The organism is Pseudomonas sp. B28(2017), assembly GCF_002113025.1.
GTDB lineage: Bacteria > Pseudomonadota > Gammaproteobacteria > Pseudomonadales > Pseudomonadaceae > Aquipseudomonas.
Genome location: NZ_NEJH01000001.1, coordinates 542,613 through 560,134 on the forward strand (window position 1 = coordinate 542,613; position 17,522 = coordinate 560,134).

Annotated in this window: 15 protein-coding genes; 10 read left to right on the top strand and 5 right to left on the bottom strand. The window is 60.5% G+C overall.

Features of this window, described 5'->3' with window-relative positions:
• Positions 1-10 precede the first annotated feature (10 nt).
• Positions 11-625 (top strand): GNAT family N-acetyltransferase, encoded by a 615-nt coding sequence (locus CAF65_RS02585; protein ID WP_085714873.1) that lies wholly within the window; start codon positions 11-13, stop codon positions 623-625.
• Here CAF65_RS02585 and CAF65_RS02590 read toward each other — a convergent pair.
• Together CAF65_RS02590 and CAF65_RS02595 are read right to left on the bottom strand one after the other, a co-directional pair.
• Positions 591-1,484, bottom strand: coding sequence for a LysR substrate-binding domain-containing protein (locus CAF65_RS02590; RefSeq protein ID WP_085714874.1), 894 nt, complete (start codon positions 1,482-1,484; stop codon positions 591-593). The genes CAF65_RS02585 and CAF65_RS02590 overlap by 35 nt on opposite strands.
• Positions 1,485-1,572: 88 nt before the next feature.
• Entirely contained in the window at positions 1,573-1,800 is a 228-nt protein-coding gene (locus tag CAF65_RS02595) for a hypothetical protein (RefSeq protein WP_085714875.1), read from the bottom strand.
• Positions 1,801-1,975: 175 nt separating this feature from the next.
• Here CAF65_RS02595 and CAF65_RS02600 point away from each other — a divergent pair, with 175 nt between their 5' ends.
• Entirely contained in the window at positions 1,976-2,536 is a 561-nt protein-coding gene (locus tag CAF65_RS02600) for an NADPH-dependent FMN reductase (RefSeq protein ID WP_085714876.1), read from the top strand.
• 26 nt (positions 2,537-2,562) lie between these two features.
• Here the strand turns inward: CAF65_RS02600 and CAF65_RS02605 are convergent, their stop codons facing one another.
• On the bottom strand, positions 2,563-3,513 hold the full coding sequence (locus CAF65_RS02605; protein WP_085714877.1) for a DUF1853 family protein: 951 nt from the start codon (positions 3,511-3,513) through the stop codon (positions 2,563-2,565).
• 117 nt (positions 3,514-3,630) lie between these two features.
• On the opposite strand from CAF65_RS02605, the gene CAF65_RS02610 reads away from it, so the two are divergent.
• The 8 genes from CAF65_RS02610 (at position 3,631) to CAF65_RS02645 (ending at position 14,624) form a co-directional block, all read left to right on the top strand.
• Positions 3,631-4,521, top strand: coding sequence for an NAD(+) kinase (locus tag CAF65_RS02610; protein WP_057398469.1), 891 nt, complete (start codon positions 3,631-3,633; stop codon positions 4,519-4,521).
• Positions 4,518-5,492, top strand: coding sequence for a metallophosphoesterase (locus tag CAF65_RS02615; RefSeq protein WP_371918995.1), 975 nt, complete (start codon positions 4,518-4,520; stop codon positions 5,490-5,492). The genes CAF65_RS02610 and CAF65_RS02615 overlap by 4 nt, the downstream gene beginning before the upstream one ends.
• Positions 5,489-6,358: a rhomboid family intramembrane serine protease gene (locus CAF65_RS02620; RefSeq protein ID WP_085714879.1), complete on the top strand. Its 870-nt coding sequence runs from the start codon at positions 5,489-5,491 to the stop codon at positions 6,356-6,358. Before CAF65_RS02615 ends, CAF65_RS02620 begins: the two co-directional genes overlap by 4 nt.
• Positions 6,359-6,390: 32 nt before the next feature.
• Positions 6,391-6,651, top strand: coding sequence for a YeaC family protein (locus CAF65_RS02625; protein WP_060540507.1), 261 nt, complete (start codon positions 6,391-6,393; stop codon positions 6,649-6,651).
• Entirely contained in the window at positions 6,648-7,478 is an 831-nt protein-coding gene (locus tag CAF65_RS02630; RefSeq protein ID WP_085714880.1) for a DUF2797 domain-containing protein, read from the top strand. Before CAF65_RS02625 ends, CAF65_RS02630 begins: the two co-directional genes overlap by 4 nt.
• A gap of 10 nt (positions 7,479-7,488) precedes the next feature.
• The gene (gene pepN / locus CAF65_RS02635) at positions 7,489-10,146 is read left to right on the top strand and encodes an aminopeptidase N (protein WP_085714881.1); all 2,658 of its coding nucleotides are present in this window, start codon (positions 7,489-7,491) and stop codon (positions 10,144-10,146) included.
• A 1,012-nt stretch (positions 10,147-11,158) separates the two neighbouring features.
• Positions 11,159-12,211 (top strand): YCF48-related protein, encoded by a 1,053-nt coding sequence (locus CAF65_RS02640; RefSeq protein ID WP_085714882.1) that lies wholly within the window; start codon positions 11,159-11,161, stop codon positions 12,209-12,211.
• A gap of 28 nt (positions 12,212-12,239) precedes the next feature.
• A complete protein-coding gene (locus CAF65_RS02645; protein WP_085714883.1) occupies positions 12,240-14,624 on the top strand; it encodes an RND family transporter in 2,385 nt (794 codons plus the stop codon).
• Positions 14,625-14,738: 114 nt separating this feature from the next.
• On the opposite strand, the gene CAF65_RS02650 is transcribed toward CAF65_RS02645, so the two are convergent.
• A complete protein-coding gene (locus CAF65_RS02650; RefSeq protein ID WP_158090058.1) occupies positions 14,739-15,458 on the bottom strand; it encodes a FadR/GntR family transcriptional regulator in 720 nt (239 codons plus the stop codon).
• A 177-nt stretch (positions 15,459-15,635) separates the two neighbouring features.
• Positions 15,636-17,372 carry an IlvD/Edd family dehydratase gene (locus tag CAF65_RS02655; RefSeq protein ID WP_085714885.1) on the bottom strand — a complete coding sequence of 579 codons (1,737 nt, stop codon included), beginning with the start codon at positions 17,370-17,372 and terminating at the stop codon, positions 15,636-15,638.
• Between the last annotated feature and the right edge of the window lie 150 nt (positions 17,373-17,522).

The window sequence follows — 17,522 nt, forward strand, 5'->3', positions numbered from 1 at the left end:
CTTTCCCAGTATGCAGCCGGTCATGAATCCGATTTATCCAGGCTTGTCGGTTCGGGTTGCCGATGACGGTTTTGCCGCCTATGTCTGGGGCAGTGATTTCAGTTTTGAAGTCGCGGCCTATGGTGCGGCCGAAATAGGTACGCCGGTGGCACAGTGGCCGGTCACCCCGATCACGCCTTATCGCAAGTGCTACGGCATCGACCCCGAGGAGTTCAGCAGCTTTCGCGATGCCGCCGACTGCGCGATTTTCATGGCCTATCTGGATGACCTGCCCGTGGGGCATCTGGTGGTCAGCACCAACTGGAACGGTTTTGCCCATATCGACGAACTGGCGGTGCATGCACCGGCCCGACGGCATGGTGTGGCCAAGGCGCTGCTGGATGTGGCGCAATTCTGGAGCCGCAAGAAAAAACTCCCGGGCATCATGCTCGAAACCCAGAACAACAACCTTGGGGCCTGCCGGCTCTATGAACGCTGTGGTTACGTGATTGGCGGGATCGACCACCTGCGTTATCGCGGCATCGATCCGAACACCGCCGAAGTGGCGCTGTTCTGGTATCGACTGTTCGAAAATCCATTGGAAAGCCCACTCAGTTCGTCAGCATCGCCGCGGCTTGTTCCGTGACGATGGCCAACAGGGTCTGAGCCGCCGCAGACGGTTCGGCGTTTTTCAGGGACAGGGCGTAGAGGCTGATCGGGACGGCGGGCGCCAGCGGACAGGTGTCCAGTCCCGAGGCTTTGGCACCAAGGGCGGTGAAGGGGTCGACGATGGCCAGGCCTTCGCCGGCCTCGACCATGCTGCGCATCATCTGATGCGTCTGGACCCGGGTCTGAATCACCGGAGCAGGGCGCAAGCCGTGCAGTTTGTTTTCCAGTGCCGGGCTCAGCGGGTCGTGCCCCTCCAGGCCGATCATTGATTGACCGGCCAGATCCTGCAGTGAAATGTATTTCTGTTTCGGTTGCAGCCAGCCATGGGGTGCGAGCAACTGAAGTTTACCTTGGGCAATCACCAGGCATTCGAGGTCGGCGTGATCGGGGTTGTGCAGGCTCAGTCCCAGATCGCTTTCACGCAGCAGCAGGCTTCTGACGATGTCGCGGGTCGGCTGGCTCAGCAGTGTGCAAGGTGCGTCGGGCAGGCGTCGGCGCAGGGCCGCGATGCTGTGTGGCAACAATTGGTTGGCCAGAGGCGGAGTGCAGATTACGCGCAGCGGCGGCGCCAGGTATTGCCTGAGGCTGTTGGCCAGGCGCTGTACGGGCTCGAGCGCGTCGTAGACCCGGGCAATTTCCATCTGCAATTCCCGCGCTTCGCGGGTGGCCTGCAAGCGTCCGCGCACGCTGGCGAACAGCATGAAACCCAACTGATCCTCGGCGTCGCGTAGCAAATGCTCGACTTCGGTCACCGGCAACTGCAGCCATTCGGCGGCGGTGCCCAGGTGACCGGTCTGCAAGAGTGCCTGGATCACTTCGATATGGCGTAAACGCATGCATGAAGTCCATGTTCGGCAGGTGGCGGAGTCAGTGGCTGAATCCTACCCCAAGTCCGCGCATATGACTTCTGCTCATAACGACGAGTTATGAAGCGCTGGCGGTTTGCGGTTCGCGGGTAAGGGTAACGCCGGTTTGCACCAGCAGAAATTCATTGTCGTCGAGCTTGTTGACACGATCGCCAATGGCCAGCTTGTAGGTGGTGACAGGCCCTGAACCGTCTACCGCCGGGGTGGATTCCTGGAACTCGTGCACCGAATAAATACGGCCTTGCGCGTCTCTTGCATGGAACTGACCGACGAGTACTGCTGCCATCTGCTTAGAACCTCTGGAGATAAATCACTCAATTTGCGGCTCTGTAGACCGTGACTGGGTGCGGTAAGTTTTCCTGTAGAAAAAAAATAGTCAGGGGCGGCTTTTTCAGTCGCCCGTTGCTGGAATCGTCATCTATAACTACAAGCTCTTCATATCGGACAGTCGAGAAATTCCCATGAGCAACGTCTATACGGTCGCCGTCCTGGTCGGCAGCTTGAGAAAGGAATCGATCAACCGCAAGGTCGCACGGGCCCTGATGGAGCTGGCACCGGTCAATCTCAAGCTCAACATCGTCGAGATTGGCGATTTGCCGCTCTATAACGAAGACATCGATGGCGCTTCACCGCCGGCAGCCTACAGCACTTTCCGGCAACAGGTGCGTTCATCCGACGCGGTGCTGTTCGTGACCCCGGAATACAACCGGTCGGTGCCGGCGCCGCTGAAAAACGCGATTGACGTGGGTTCGCGTCCGTATGGCAAAAGTGCCTGGAACGGTAAACCGGGCGCCGTCATCAGCGTTTCGCCGGGGGCCGTCGGCGGGTTTGGGGCCAACCACAACCTGCGTCAATCCATGGTGTTTCTCAATGTGCCGCTGATGCAGCAACCGGAGGCCTATCTGGGGAACGCCGGATCGGCGTTCGACGAGGCGGGCAGGTTGTCCGAGTCGGTCAAACCGTTCCTGCAAAGTTTCATCAATGCCTATGGGCAATGGGTCGAGCAGCACAAGAAAGTTTGATGTTCATGGCCAGGCACGGCAAAAACTCAGGCATTACCCGGTACGTTCGGCCAAAGATCCGCCACCAGAAACAGACGTTCGGCTTCTTCCCAGTCACCGTTGGCATTTTCCGTCAGACGCACCAGCAATTGTGCCGGCGCCAGCGGGTCCAGGTCATCGAGCCACGCCTGCATCTGGCCAGGGTTCCAGGTGTGCTCCACCGAATAGTGCGCCGGCGCCAGCCAGGCATGGCGGGGCAGAGGTTGCCAACGCCCCGGCGGGCTCTGGGCCAACAACGCTTGCCAATCCTTTTGATGCAGCCAGCGTCCCCGCAAATGCTGCGGATGCGCACCCAACGGCGGGGCGGCCTGTCCGGGCCATGGGTACAGCAGATAACCTCCCAGCCACAAGTGGGCACTGAACGCTTGGATATCCAGACCTGCGAGCACTTCACGGCTCTCGGGACGTGCGGAAATCGGCAGTTGATGCTGGCTCAGGTGCGCCAGTTTACGGTCGAGCCGATCATGGCACCCCGGACCCAGCCACTGGGCGGTGTCGTGTCCGTCGCCGGATTGTGGGCCGAGGTAGAGCTTGATCGCCAGTTCGAGGTGATGCACACCGTCGCGGTCGCGCAGCAGCATGTCCAGTTCACCCAGGGTGTGCCCCTCGCGCCGAATCGGCATGTTGGCGGCAATCAATTCAATGCCCGGCGCATGCTGCACGGCGAATTGCCATAGGCGTTCGTAGTACAGACCCAGGCGCCGGGTCCGGGCCTGGGCCAACCAGTGCAGCAAGCCATAACTGTCGCGGTCCAACTGCAGCAGCCAATGCTCCAGTCGTTGCGGTGCCAGCACCCAGTCGCTGCCGGCCAACGGGTGGCGTTGCGGCCACGGGGTATCGCCCAGCATGGGTGGCGCGAGGATGACCCACGCCAGGTCACGCACTTCGGGATGGCGTAACTGATGGGGCAGGTGGAGCAAATCCGGAAATAGCATCATCTTGCGAGCATAGCGCGAAACCCGGGCACACCCTTGAAGCTGAAAGGATTTTGTCTACGGCCGGCTTTCGCCCATAATCGTGGTCTTCGCCGCCACACAGATCCCCGCAGGAGCCCCATGGAGCAATTTCGCAATATCGGCATCATCGGTCGCCTGGGCAGTTCCCAGGTGCTGGATACCGTCCGCCGACTGAAACGGTTTCTGCTCGATCGTCATCTGCACGTGATCCTCGAAGACACCATCGCCGAAGTGCTGCCAGGGCACGGCCTGCAAACCTCGTCGCGCAAGATGCTCGGCGAAGTCTGCGACATGGTCATTGTGGTCGGTGGTGACGGCAGCCTGCTCGGTGCCGCCCGGGCGTTGGCCAGGCACAATATTCCGGTGCTCGGCATCAACCGGGGCAGCCTGGGCTTCCTGACCGACATTCGCCCCGATGAGCTGGAAACCAAGGTCGCCGAAGTACTGGATGGCCACTATCTGGTGGAAAACCGCTTCCTGCTGCAGGCCGAAGTCCGCCGCCACGGCGAGGCCATCGGTCAGGGCGATGCGTTGAACGATGTAGTGCTGCACCCCGGCAAATCTACGCGAATGATCGAATTCGAGCTGTACATCGATGGCCAGTTCGTCTGCAGCCAGAAGGCTGACGGCCTGATCGTCGCTACACCGACCGGTTCGACCGCTTACGCGCTGTCGGCGGGTGGACCGATCATGCATCCCAAGCTCGACGCTATTGTGATCGTGCCGATGTACCCCCATACCTTGTCGGGTAGACCGATTGTGGTCGATGGCAACAGTGAGCTGAAAATCGTCGTGTCCAAGGATATGCAGATTTACCCGCAAGTCTCGTGTGACGGGCAGAATCACTTCACCTGCGCGCCCGGCGACACCATTACCGTGAGCAAGAAAGCCCAGAAGTTGCGGCTGATTCATCCGCTCGACCACAACTACTATGAAGTCTGCCGGACCAAGCTCGGCTGGGGCAGCAAGTTGGGGGGTGGAGGCGACTGATGCTCGATCCCGCGCGTAGCTACGACCTGATCGGTGACGTGCATGGTTGCGCTCTGACCCTGGAGCACTTGCTCGACCGACTCGGTTATCACAAACAGGGCGGCGTCTGGCGACACGATTCGCGCATGGCGGTATTCGTCGGCGACATCATTGATCGCGGCCCGCGGATTCGCGAGGCGCTGCACATCGTCCACGACATGGTCGAGGCCGGTCATGCGCTGTGCATCATGGGTAACCATGAGTTCAACGCGCTGGGCTGGGCCACGCCGGCGCTGCCCGGCAGCGGCAAGCAGTTCGTGCGCGAGCACACGCCGCGTCATGCCCGCCTGCTGCATGAGACCCTGACCCAGTTCGAACACCATCCGGGTGACTGGCACGACTTCCTGCAATGGTTCTATGAGCTGCCATTGTTCGTCGATGCCGGGCGTTTTCGCGTGGTCCACGCCTGCTGGGATGCCGGGCTGATCGAGCCGCTGCGGGCATTGTTCCCCAACGGTTGCGTCGACGAGCCTTTTCTTCAGGCGTCGGCGCAGTCGGGTTCGTTTGCCTGCACCGTGTTCGACCGGCTGCTACGCGGCACGGACATGCGCTTGCCCCATGGCCTGACCATGACCAGCGGCGACGGCCTGACGCGTTCGTTCTTCCGCACCAAGTTCTGGGAAGACGATCCGAAAACCTACGGCGACATCGTGTTCCAGCCGGATGCACTTCCGGAACCCGTGGCCCGGACGCCGCTGTCGTCCACCGAAAAGAACAGTTTGCTGCGTTATGGCATCGATGAGCCGCTGCTTTTCGTTGGTCATTACTGGCGCAGCGGCAAGCCGGCACCTATCCGGCCGAACCTGGCCTGCCTGGATTACAGCGCGGTGCTGTACGGCAAACTGGTTGCCTATCGGCTGGATCAGGAAACCCGCCTGGATCCGCATAAATTCGTCTGGGTCGATGTCGAGCGGCCGGAGGTGCTGCAATGAGTGCTGTAGCGGTATTGCGTCTGCCTCTGGCGGTGGACTTGAGCGGGTTCGTCACGCTGCTCAAACGCATGCAAGTGCCCCATCGGGTCAGCGAGGAAGCGGGCGAGCAGGTGCTGTGGGTGCCAGACAGCATCAGCGAAGACGTGCGCGCGCTGTACGAACGCTTTCCGGCGGGCGATCCCGACCAGCAACTGGACATTCCGGTGGCGCAGACCATCAAGCGTCCGGGGTTCGTCGAACAATTGAAATACGCCAGGGCCACCGCGCTGGTGCTGTTGCTGAGCATGATCGTCGGCGCGGTGACCTTGCTCGGCGACAACCTTGAAACGATGCGCTGGCTGACCTTCCTCGAGTTCCGCGTGGTCGGCGAATACATCCACTTCACGCCACTGGCCGACAGCCTGGCGGCAGGGCAGTGGTGGCGCCTGTTCACACCGATGCTGATCCACTTCGGCATCCTGCACCTGGCGATGAACGGCATGTGGTACTGGGAACTGGGGCGGCGCATCGAGTCGCGCCAGGGCAGTATCAACCTGATCGGCCTGACCTTGTTGTTCAGCCTGGTGTCCAACTTCGCCCAGTATTACTTCAGCGGCCCGACCTTGTTCGGCGGCTTGTCCGGCGTACTGTACGGTCTGCTCGGGCATTGCTGGATCTTCCAGCTGCTGGCGCCGAACCCGGCTTATCGCCTGCCGCGCGGTGTGCTGGTGATGATGCTGGTGTGGTTGCTGCTGTGCCTGTCCGGGCTGGTCTCGATGATCGGCTTCGGCGAAATCGCCAACGCGGCGCATGTCAGCGGGTTACTCATCGGATGCTTCACCGGTTTGTTGGGCGGTTTGTATAACCGCCGTAAACTGGCCGCCTAATTCAGACATGCAATAAAGAGCACGGAGACCTGATGTCCTCTTTTAACGAAATGATCAAAAACATCACCCCCGATATCTACGAGAGCCTGAAGCTGGCTGTGGAAATCGGCAAGTGGTCCGACGGTGGCAAACTCACCGCCGAACAACGCGAGCTGTCGTTGCAGGCGATGATCGCCTGGGAAATCCAGAACCTGCCCGAGGACCAGCGTACCGGCTACATGGGGCCGCAGGAATGCGCCTCGAAGTCGATCGAAGTGCCGAATATCCTGTTCAAGTCGGATGCCATCCATTGATCGAGATTGGCCGCGGTGCAATCAGCAAAATGTCGGCGCGCCTGGACGGGGCGAACGTGCAATATGCTTTCCGTCTGGGTGAGGCCGAGGTCCCGGTCAATCCGTTGATCGGCAGCAGGGTGCGCCTGGAATACCTGGGTGCGATTCACTGCATCCATTGCGGACGCAAGACCAAAACCAGTTTCAGCCAGGGTTACTGCTACCCGTGCATGACCAAACTGGCCCAGTGCGACGTGTGCGTCATGAGCCCGGAGCGTTGCCACTTCGACGCCGGCACCTGCCGCGAGCCCGAATGGGGCGAGAAGTTCTGCATGACCGATCACGTGGTGTACCTGGCCAACTCGTCGGGGGTAAAAGTCGGGATTACCCGGGCCACCCAGCTGCCGACCCGCTGGCTCGACCAGGGCGCGAGCCAGGCCTTGCCGATCATGCGTGTATCGACCCGGCAACAGTCCGGTTTCGTCGAGGATCTGTTCCGTAGCCAGGTGGCCGACAAGACCAATTGGCGTGCTTTACTCAAGGGCGATGCGGCGGCCGTGAACCTGGTCGAGGTTCGCGACCGACTGTTCGACAGCTGCGCCGAAGGTCTGCTGGGGCTGCAGCAACGATTTGGCTTGCAGGCTATCCAGACGGTTACCGACGTCGAACCGCTGGAAATCCGCTACCCGGTCGAGCAATACCCGGCGAAGATTGTCAGCTTCAACCTGGACAAGAACCCGATTGCCGAAGGCACGCTGATGGGGGTCAAGGGCCAGTACCTGATCTTCGACACCGGCGTGATCAATATTCGTAAATACACGGCTTACCAGCTCGCCGTGCATCAGTAAGGACTCCAGCATGCGCACCGAACAACCGAAGATGATTTACCTGAAGGACTATCAGGCGCCCGAGTACCTGATCGACGAAACGCACCTGACCTTCGAGTTGTTCGAGGACCACAGCCTGGTCCATGCGCAACTGGTGATGCGCCGCAATCCCGAGCGTGGCCCGGGGCTGCCGCCGCTGGTGCTGGACGGCCAGCAGCTGGAGCTGTTGTCGGTCACCCTGGCCGACCGTGAGCTGGGCGCCGCCGACTACCAGTTGACTGAAAATCACCTGACCCTGCACCCGACCAGCACCACCTTCACGGTCGATACCAGTGTCAGGATCCACCCGGAAACCAACACTGCGCTGGAAGGCCTGTACAAGTCCGGCACGATGTTCTGCACCCAGTGCGAGGCCGAAGGCTTTCGCAAGATCACCTATTACCTCGACCGTCCGGACGTGATGAGCACGTTCACCACCACGGTCGTCGCCGAACAACACAGCTATCCGGTGCTGCTGTCCAACGGCAATCCGATTGCTTCCGGTCCAGGCGAAGACGGCCGGCACTGGGCGACCTGGGAAGATCCGTTCAAGAAACCGGCGTACCTGTTTGCGCTGGTGGCCGGCGACCTGTGGTGTGTCGAAGACAGCTTCACCACCATGAGCGAGCGCACTGTGGCGCTGCGCATTTATGTCGAGCCGGAAAACATCGACAAATGCCAGCACGCCATGAACAGCCTGAAGAAGTCCATGCGTTGGGACGAAGAGGTCTATGGTCGCGAGTACGACCTGGACATTTTCATGATCGTTGCTGTGAACGATTTCAACATGGGCGCCATGGAGAACAAGGGTCTCAACATCTTCAACTCCAGCGCCGTGCTGGCCAAAGCCGAGACCGCCACCGATGCCGCGCACCAGCGGGTCGAGGCGATCGTCGCCCACGAATACTTCCACAACTGGTCGGGCAACCGCGTGACCTGCCGCGACTGGTTCCAGCTGTCGCTCAAGGAAGGCTTCACCGTGTTCCGCGATGCCGGTTTCTCCTCGGACATGAACTCGGCCACGGTCAAGCGCATCCAGGACGTGGCGTACCTGCGTACCCACCAGTTCGCCGAAGACGCTGGCCCCATGGCCCACGCCGTGCGCCCGGACAGTTTCATCGAGATTTCCAACTTCTACACCCTGACCGTATATGAAAAGGGTTCGGAAGTGGTCGGCATGATTCACACGTTGCTCGGTGCCGAAGGCTTCCGCAAAGGCAGCGACCTGTATTTCGAACGCCACGACGGCCAGGCGGTGACCTGTGATGACTTCATCAAGGCCATGGAAGATGCCAATGGCGTCGACCTGACCCAGTTCAAGCGTTGGTACAGCCAGGCCGGTACACCACGCCTGGCAGTGAGCGAGTCTTATGACGCGGCGGCGAAAACCTACAGCCTGACCTTCCGCCAGAGCTGTCCGCAAACCCCGGACAAGGTTGAAAAGCTGCCGTTCGTGATCCCGGTCGAACTGGGGCTGCTGGATGCCAAAGGGGCAGCGATTGCCCTGCGCCTGTCCGGTGAAGCCCGCGCGCAAGGCACCTCGCGGGTCATTTCCGTGACCGAGGCCGAGCAGACCTTTACCTTCGTCGACATCGCCGAACAGCCGCTGCCTTCGTTGCTGCGTGGTTTCTCTGCGCCGGTAAAACTGAGCTTCCCGTACAACCGCGACCAGTTGATGTTCCTGATGCAGCACGACAGCGACGGCTTCAATCGCTGGGATGCCGGCCAGCAACTGTCGGTGCAGGTGCTGCAAGAGTTGATCGCCCAACAGCAGAAGGGCGAAGCGCTGGTACTCGATCAGCGTCTGGTGTCCGCGTTGCGCACTGTGCTCGCGGATGAGTCGCTGGATCAGGCGATGGTGGCGGAAATGCTGTCGCTGCCGAGCGAGGCGTACCTGACCGAGATCAGCGAAGTGGCGGATGTCGACGCCATCCACATCGCCCGCGAGTTTGCCCGCAAGCAACTGGCCGACGCCTTGTTCGAAGGTCTGTGGCTGCGTTATCAAGCCAATCGCGAATCGTCGAAGCAGACGCCGTATGTGGCCGAAGCCGGGCATTTCGCTCGTCGTGCCCTGCAGAACATCGCGTTGTCGTACCTGATGCTCAGCGGCAAACCGGAAGTTTTGGCCGCAACCCTGGAGCAGTTCGATGCGTGCGACAACATGACCGAGCGCCTGACTGCACTCGCCGTGTTGGTCAATTCGCCGTTTGAGGCTGAGAAGGCCAAGGCGCTGGCGAGTTTCGCCGAGCACTTCATGGACAACCCGCTGGTCATGGATCAGTGGTTCAGCGTCCAGGCCGGCAGTGTGTTGCCGGGTGGTCTGGAGCGAGTTCGTCAGTTGATGCAGCATCCTGCGTTCAACATCAAGAATCCGAACAAGGTGCGGGCACTGATCGGTGCGTTTGCCGGACAGAACCTGGTCAACTTCCACGCCGCCGATGGTTCCGGGTATCGCTTCCTCGCGGATCTGGTGATCGAGTTGAATGGCTTCAATCCTCAGATTGCTTCTCGCCAGTTGGCGCCTTTGACTCGCTGGCGCAAGTATGACAGTGCTCGTCAGGCGTTGATGAAGGGGGAGCTGGAGCGGATTCGTGCTTCGGGGCAGTTGTCCAGTGATGTGTTTGAGGTGGTCAGCAAGAGTTTGGCTTGATCCTGGCTTTTGAACTTGGCGGCCTCTGGGCCGACCAGGTTCTTGGTTGATTGAGTACATATCCGTTTTTGCGGTAACGGCGGCTTATGGTTCCGCCCTTACGGCGGGTCCCTTTTGTCAAACGACACAAAAGGAACCAAAAAGTCTCGCCCCTTACGTACGGCCCCTCGCCTAGGCTCGGGGTTCCTTCGCTCCGGTATTCATCCGGGGGCATTGCTCTACGGTTTGCTTCGCTGCACCTCCCTGCAATGAGTTCGACTGCGTCGAACGGCGCTGCGCGCCCATCCCCGGATGAACACCTCCACTCAGCCTGCCGAGGGGGCGGGTGGATCAAGATCAAGAGCGGCAGGCGAGCTAACGCTCGGCCTGTTGAGTGGTGAAGAGCGTGGGTGTACGCAGACCCATTGTAGGAGCGCGTTCAGTTGCGATCAGGCCGGCCGGTAGGCCGCCTCGCTTTGGCTTTTGATCTGCTTGCCCCCTCGAGAGGCCGAGTGGAGGTTCTGCGCAGTGGGCAACCCGGCATGGATGCCGGGTTAGCCGCGTACGGCCATGGATGGCCGATCGCGGCGGGCCCACGGAGCAGGACCGGAGCGAGGGAATGCCGAGCCTTGGCGAGGCACCGAACGTCAGGGGCAAGAGCCCTTGGTTACTTGGGGCTTTTCCAAGTAACCCGCCGTAAAGGCGGAACCATAAGTCGCCGTGACCGCAGCAACGGATATGCACACCGAACACCGAACACCGAACACCGAACACAACCCTCCCCCCAAAAAAAACGCAATCACCTCACCTGATACCCAACCATTCAGAACAACCGCACATCCCACCCGGTTAACAAAACATAACGTGGCGTCGATTGTCAGACATTAAAAAACACCGATAGGATAAGCCAGCTTCCGAAGGGGCTCTGGATTGCGGGTTTCAGGACTATGCTCTGAAACAGCCGGTCCAGACACGCACCCTTGCGGCGCCCAGAAAGGTTGAACGACCTAACAATAATAATGGGGGAAGGTCTATGAGTGAGCCTGTCATGGGTGTGGGTATCTGCCGCCCGCCGGCACTACGCAAATTCGCGTTGCTGGCCACAGCGCTCTCGCTGTTGGGCTCTGCCATGCTGTCGGCACCTGCGCTGGCCGCGGCGGCGCCAGCATCCGACGTTGTTTATTCCATTGAATCTGCCAGGGCCGTCAAAAGCCTGATGCTCGATGTCGTCCACGCCGGCAAGCGCCTGGTGGCAGTCGGGGATCGTGGGCACATCCTGTTTTCCGATGACCAGGGCGCCAGCTGGACCCAGGCCAAGGTCCCGAGCCGGGCCCTGCTGACGTCGGTATTCTTTGTCGATGACAAGCACGGCTGGGCCGTCGGTCATGACGCGCAGATCCTCGCCAGCGAGGACGGCGGTGCGACCTGGACCAGGCAATTCGAAGACCTCAAACGTGAGTCGCCGCTGCTCGACGTCTGGTTCCAGGACGTCAACAGCGGCTTTGCCGTGGGCGCTTATGGTTCGTTGATGGCCACCACCGATGGTGGAAAAAACTGGGAAGACGCCAGCGACCGCCTGGACAACGAAGACCAGTACCACCTGAATGCGATTGCCGCGGTCAAGGATGCCGGGCTGTTCATCGTTGGCGAGCAGGGCAGCATGTTCCGCTCCGCGGACTGGGGCCAGACCTGGGAGAAACTCGAAGGTCCGTACGAAGGCTCTCTGTTTGGCGTGATCGGCACGGCGCAGCCCAATACGTTGCTGGCCTACGGACTGCGCGGCAACCTTTACCGTTCCACGGATTTCGGCAACACCTGGGAGCAAGTCGAGCTCAAGGCCGAACGTGGCGACCTGGAGTTCGGGCTGTCCGGTGGCACGCTGCTCGACGATGGTTCCATCGTTATCGTTGGCAACGGCGGCTCGGTGATTCGCAGCAGCGACGATGGCGAAACCTTCACGGTGGTCAACCGTCCGGACCGTATTTCCGTCTCGGCAGTGACTGCGGCAGGCAATGGCAATCTGGTTCTGGCCGGGCAGGGCGGCGTTCGCGTCACTTCGCCAAACGGTACCGAGTCGGGCAAATGAGCCGGGTTAATAACAAGAAGGCGAAGCTATGACTTCCTTGAGTACTCATCATCAGGACAAGGCGACGTTCCTCGAGCGCCTGATCTTCAACAACCGCCCGGCAGTGATCACCATCTGCCTGCTGGTCAGCATCTTCCTGTTCTGGCAGGCCACGCTGATTCGTCCGTCCACCAGTTTCGAAAAAATGATCCCGCTGGAGCATCCCTTCATCCAGAAGATGATGGAGCACCGCAATGACCTGACGAACCTGGGCAATACCGTGCGGATTTCGGTGGAAGCCACCGACGGCGACATTTTCTCCAAGGAGTACATGGAGACCCTGCGTCAGGTCAACGACGAAGTGTTCTACATTTCCGGTGTCGATCGTTCCGGCCTCAAGTCGCTGTGGAGCCCGAGCGTTCGCTGGACCGAAGTGACGGAAGAGGGCTTCGCCGGCGGTGAAGTGATTCCGCAGAGCTACAACGGTTCCCAGACCAGCCTCGACCTGCTGCGCAACAACGTGCTCAAGTCCGGGCAGATCGGGCGTCTGGTGGCCAACGACTTCAAGTCGAGCATCGTCGATATCCCGTTGCTGGAGTCCTACCCGGACCCACAAGACCAGGGCAAGCTGCTGGCGCTGGACTATCGCAAGTTCTCCCACGAGCTTGAAGACAAGATCCGCACCAAGTTCGAAGCGCAGAACCCGAACGTGAAGATCCACATCGTCGGTTTCGCCAAGAAAGTTGGCGACCTGATCGATGGCCTGGTGATGGTGGTGATGTTCTTCGGTGTCGCCTTCGTCATCACCCTGATCCTCCTGCTGTGGTTCACCAACTGCCTGCGCAGTACCGTCGCCGTGTTGAGTACGACGCTGGTGGCGGTGGTCTGGCAACTCGGGTTGATGCACTTCTTCGGTTTCGGGCTCGACCCCTATTCGATGCTGGTGCCGTTCCTGATCTTCGCCATCGGTATTTCCCACGGCGTACAGAAGATCAACGGCATCGCCCTGCAATCGAGTGAAGCCGACAACGCCCTGACGGCGGCGCGCCGGACGTTCCGTCAATTGTTCCTGCCGGGGATGATCGCGATCCTCGCCGATGCGGTGGGTTTCATCACGCTGCTGATCATCGATATTGGCGTGATCCGTGAACTGGCGATTGGCGCGTCCATCGGTGTGGCGGTGATCGTGTTCACCAATCTGATCCTGCTGCCGGTGGCGATTTCCTATGTCGGCATCAGCAAGCGTGCCGTGGCCCGCAGCAAGAAAGACGCAACCCGCGAACATCCGTTCTGGCGCCTGCTGGCGAATTTCGCCAGTGCCAAAGTCGCACCGGTTTCCATCCTGCTGGCGCTGATCGCCTTTGGTGGCGGCCTCTGGTACAGCCAGAACCTGAAAATCGGCGACCTCGACCAGGGTGCTCCGGAGCTGCGTCCGGACTCGCGCTACAACAAGGACAACAACTTCATCATCAACAACTACTCCACCAGTTCCGATGTGTTGGTGGTGATGGTCAAGACCAAGGCCGAAGGTTGCTCGCGCTACGAAGCCATGGCGCCGATCGACGAGTTGATGTGGAAGATGCAGAACACCGAGGGCGTGCAGTCGGCGATCTCGTTGGTGACCGTGTCCAAGCAGATGATCAAGGGTATGAACGAGGGCAACCTGAAATGGGAAACCCTGTCGCGTAACCCTGATGTGCTGAACAACTCCATTGCCCGCGCTGACGGTCTGTACAACAACAGCTGTTCCCTGGCGCCGGTGCTGGTGTTCCTCAACGACCACAAGGCCGAAACCCTGGACCGTGCGGTGCATGCGGTGCAGGAGTTCGCCAGGGAAAACAACAAGGAAGGCCTTGAATTCATCCTCGCGGCCGGTAACGCCGGTATCGAGGCGGCCACCAACGAGGTGATCAAGAAGTCCGAGCTGACCATCCTGATTCTGGTGTACATCTGTGTTGCGGTCATGTGCATGATCACCTTCCGTTCCTGGGCGGCAACCCTGTGCATCGTGCTGCCGCTGGTGCTGACCTCGGTACTCGGCAACGCCCTGATGGCCTTCATGGGTATCGGCGTGAAAGTGGCGACCCTGCCGGTCGTGGCGCTCGGTGTGGGTATCGGCGTGGACTACGGCATCTACATCTACAGCCGCCTGGAAAGCTTCCTGCGTGCCGGCCTGCCGCTGCAAGAGGCGTACTACCAGACGCTGAAGTCCACCGGTAAGGCCGTGCTGTTCACCGGTCTGTGCCTGGCCATCGGCGTGTGCACCTGGATCTTCTCGGCCATCAAGTTCCAGGCCGACATGGGGCTGATGCTGACCTTCATGTTGTTGTGGAACATGTTCGGTGCGCTGTGGCTGTTGCCGGCACTGGCGCGCTTCCTGATCAAGCCGGAGAAGCTGGCAGGACAGAAGGGCAATTCGCTGTTTGCCCATTGATTGATCGCTGAAACAAAAAAGCCGCAACTCAGGTTGCGGCTTTTTTATGTCCGAAGGGCTTACTCCAAAACCTGTGGGAGCGGGCTTGCCCGCGCCCACAAGGTTTTGTGTTGGTCAGGCAGGATCGGTGCCGAGCACCACATTCAACGCGTTGCGCGCATCATCGAGTTGCACCAGCGTCGCATGCCGCGCGCCGAGGGCGTCACGGTTTTCGATGGCGGTCAGGATCGCCTTGTGCCGGGGCAGCGCCAGTTCATGCAGGTTCGGCCGTTGGTTCGAGTGCTTCAAGGCTTCGGCGATGGCCACCGAGAGCATGTTGCACAGGTTGGCCAGCAAGTCGTTGTGCGTTGCATCGGCGATACGGCTGTGGAAGTCCAGGTCAGGCTGCAACAGCGCCTCCGGCGTCGGTGCGGCTTCCATGCGCTGGTAGGCTTCACCGATGGAGGCAATGTCCGCTTCCGTGGCGAATTGCGCGGCGAGGGCGGCAGCGGCCGGTTCGATGATGCTGCGTACACTGGTCAGCAGGTCGAAAAACTGATTCTGCGGACTGCTCTGCATCAACCAGTGCAGCACGTCCGGGTCGAGCATATGCCAGTCCTTGCGCGGCTTGACCACGGTGCCGACTCGCGGGCGGGAATACACCAGGCCCTTGGCAACCAGTACCCGGGTGGCTTCACGCAACACCGGTCGGCTGACCGCGTATTCTTCGCACAACAGCGCTTCGGCAGGCAGTTTGTCGTCCGGCAGGAAACGTCCCGAGACGATCTGCATCCCCAGTTCCTGGACGATGCGCGAGTGCATGCTTTTGCGGTCGGAGGGTTTGCGGTAATCCATGGGGAACGGCGCGGTCCTGTGCGAATAGGTGTCGCGCATGATAGCAGGCGCGACGAGTCGACTGTAGGAGCGAGCTCGTTCGCGATGGACGTCAACGATAACTTGGGGAACCTGAAACCCCGCGGCGGTCTCGGGTCCATCACGAGCAAGCTCGCTCCTGCAGGGGGGGCGGCGGGGTTAGTGGGAGTGACGCGGCACTTCAGCCCCGCGGCAGCCGACCAGGAAGTCGAAGTCGCAACCCTGGTCCGCTTGCAGCACGTGGTCGATGTATAGCTGGCGATAGCCGCCCACCAGCAACTGCTGTGGCGGTTGCAGATCGGCCATGCGCGCGGCCAGTTCGGCGTCCGGAATATCCAGGTGCAAGCGGCCGCTGGCGCAATCGAGTTCAATCCAGTCACCTTCCTTCACCGCGGCCAGCGGTCCGCCGGCCGCGGCTTCGGGGGCGACGTGCAGGACAACGGTGCCGTATGCCGTGCCGCTCATGCGTGCATCGGAAATTCGCACCATGTCGGTCACGCCCTGGGCCAGCAGCTTGGCCGGCAAGCCCATATTGCCCACTTCGGCCATGCCTGGATAACCCTTCGGCCCGCAATTTTTCATCACCAGAATCGAGTGGGCGTCGACGTCCAGTTCCAGGTCATTGATTCGTGCCTTGTACATGTCGAAGTTCTCGAACACCACCGCGCGGCCGCGATGCTGCATCAATTCGGGCGTGGCGGCGGACGGCTTCAGCACGGCGCCCAACGGTGCAAGGTTGCCGCGCAGTACACAGATGCCGCCATCGGCACGGATCGGGTTGTCGAGGGTGCGGATCACTTCGTCCTCGCCATAGATCGGCGCGTCCCTGGTGTTCTCGCCAATGGACTTGCCATTGACCGTCAGCGCGTTCGGGTTCGGGATCAGATTGGCCTCGCCGAGACGGCGCAGCACCGCCGGCAAGCCACCGGCGTAGTAGAACTCTTCCATCAGGAAGCGCCCGGAAGGTTGCAGGTCGACGATGGTCGGCATGCCGCGGCCAATACGGGTCCAGTCGTCCAGGTCCAGTTCAACCCCGATGCGCCCGGCGATGGCTTTCAGGTGGATCACTGCGTTGGTCGAGCCGCCAATCGCAGCGTTAACCCGAATGGCATTTTCGAAGGCTTCCCTGGTGAGGATCTTCGACAGCTTCAAGTCTTCACGCACCATCTCCACGGCACGCATACCGGACATGTGCGCCAACACATAACGGCGCGCATCCACCGCCGGGATCGCCGCGTTGTGGGGCAGGGAAGTGCCCAGCGCTTCGGCCATGCAGGCCATTGTCGAGGCGGTGCCCATGGTGTTGCAGGTGCCGGCCGAGCGGGACATGCCACCCTCTGCCGCGAGGAAGTCATCGATGCTGATGGTGCCGGCCTTGACCTGTTCGCTGAGCTGCCAGACCACCGTGCCGGAGCCGATGTCCTTGCCCTTGTGCTTGCCGTTGAGCATCGGCCCGCCGGTGACCACGATGGCCGGTACGTCGCAACTGGCGGCGCCCATCAGTAGTGCCGGGGTGGTCTTGTCGCAACCGGTCAGCAGCACGACGCCGTCAATCGGGTTGCCGCGAATGGCTTCTTCCACGTCCATGCTCGCCAGGTTGCGGGTGAGCATGGCGGTCGGGCGCAGGTTCGATTCGCCGTTGGAGAACACCGGAAACTCCACCGGAAAACCGCCGGCCTCGATCACTCCGCGTTTGACGTGTTCGGCAATCTGGCGGAAGTGTGCGTTGCACGGGGTCAGCTCCGACCAGGTGTTGCAGATGCCGATGATCGGCTTGCCATGGAACTGGTGGTCGGCGATGCCCTGATTCTTCATCCAGCTGCGGTACATGAAGCCGTTCTTGTCGGCCGTGCCAAACCATTGGGCGGAGCGCAGGGTGGGTTTGTTATCAGACATGATCGATTCTCTTATTGTATGACTATATTATTCGAGATGCTGCTTAACATAAGCTCAAATTGCGTTGTTTGGAAGTGTTGTCTGGTAAATAGTAATACTATATAGTCAGATCAAACGGAGGGATGGCCCTGGCGAACTATTCGAGAGAGG

Bases quoted from the DNA above. Each gene is read 5' to 3' on its own strand.
- CAF65_RS02585 (WP_085714873.1), top strand. From the start codon at position 11: ATGCAGCCGGTCATGAATCCGATTTATCCAGGCTTGTCGGTTCGGGTT.
- CAF65_RS02590 (WP_085714874.1), bottom strand. From the start codon at position 1,484: ATGCGTTTACGCCATATCGAAGTGATCCAGGCACTCTTGCAGACCGGT.
- CAF65_RS02595 (WP_085714875.1), bottom strand. From the start codon at position 1,800: ATGGCAGCAGTACTCGTCGGTCAGTTCCATGCAAGAGACGCGCAAGGC.
- CAF65_RS02600 (WP_085714876.1), top strand. From the start codon at position 1,976: ATGAGCAACGTCTATACGGTCGCCGTCCTGGTCGGCAGCTTGAGAAAG.
- CAF65_RS02605 (WP_085714877.1), bottom strand. From the start codon at position 3,513: ATGATGCTATTTCCGGATTTGCTCCACCTGCCCCATCAGTTACGCCAT.
- CAF65_RS02610 (WP_057398469.1), top strand. From the start codon at position 3,631: ATGGAGCAATTTCGCAATATCGGCATCATCGGTCGCCTGGGCAGTTCC.
- CAF65_RS02620 (WP_085714879.1), top strand. From the start codon at position 5,489: ATGAGTGCTGTAGCGGTATTGCGTCTGCCTCTGGCGGTGGACTTGAGC.
- CAF65_RS02625 (WP_060540507.1), top strand. From the start codon at position 6,391: ATGTCCTCTTTTAACGAAATGATCAAAAACATCACCCCCGATATCTAC.
- pepN (WP_085714881.1), top strand. From the start codon at position 7,489: ATGCGCACCGAACAACCGAAGATGATTTACCTGAAGGACTATCAGGCG.
- CAF65_RS02640 (WP_085714882.1), top strand. From the start codon at position 11,159: ATGAGTGAGCCTGTCATGGGTGTGGGTATCTGCCGCCCGCCGGCACTA.
- CAF65_RS02645 (WP_085714883.1), top strand. From the start codon at position 12,240: ATGACTTCCTTGAGTACTCATCATCAGGACAAGGCGACGTTCCTCGAG.
- CAF65_RS02650 (WP_158090058.1), bottom strand. From the start codon at position 15,458: ATGGATTACCGCAAACCCTCCGACCGCAAAAGCATGCACTCGCGCATC.
- CAF65_RS02655 (WP_085714885.1), bottom strand. From the start codon at position 17,372: ATGTCTGATAACAAACCCACCCTGCGCTCCGCCCAATGGTTTGGCACG.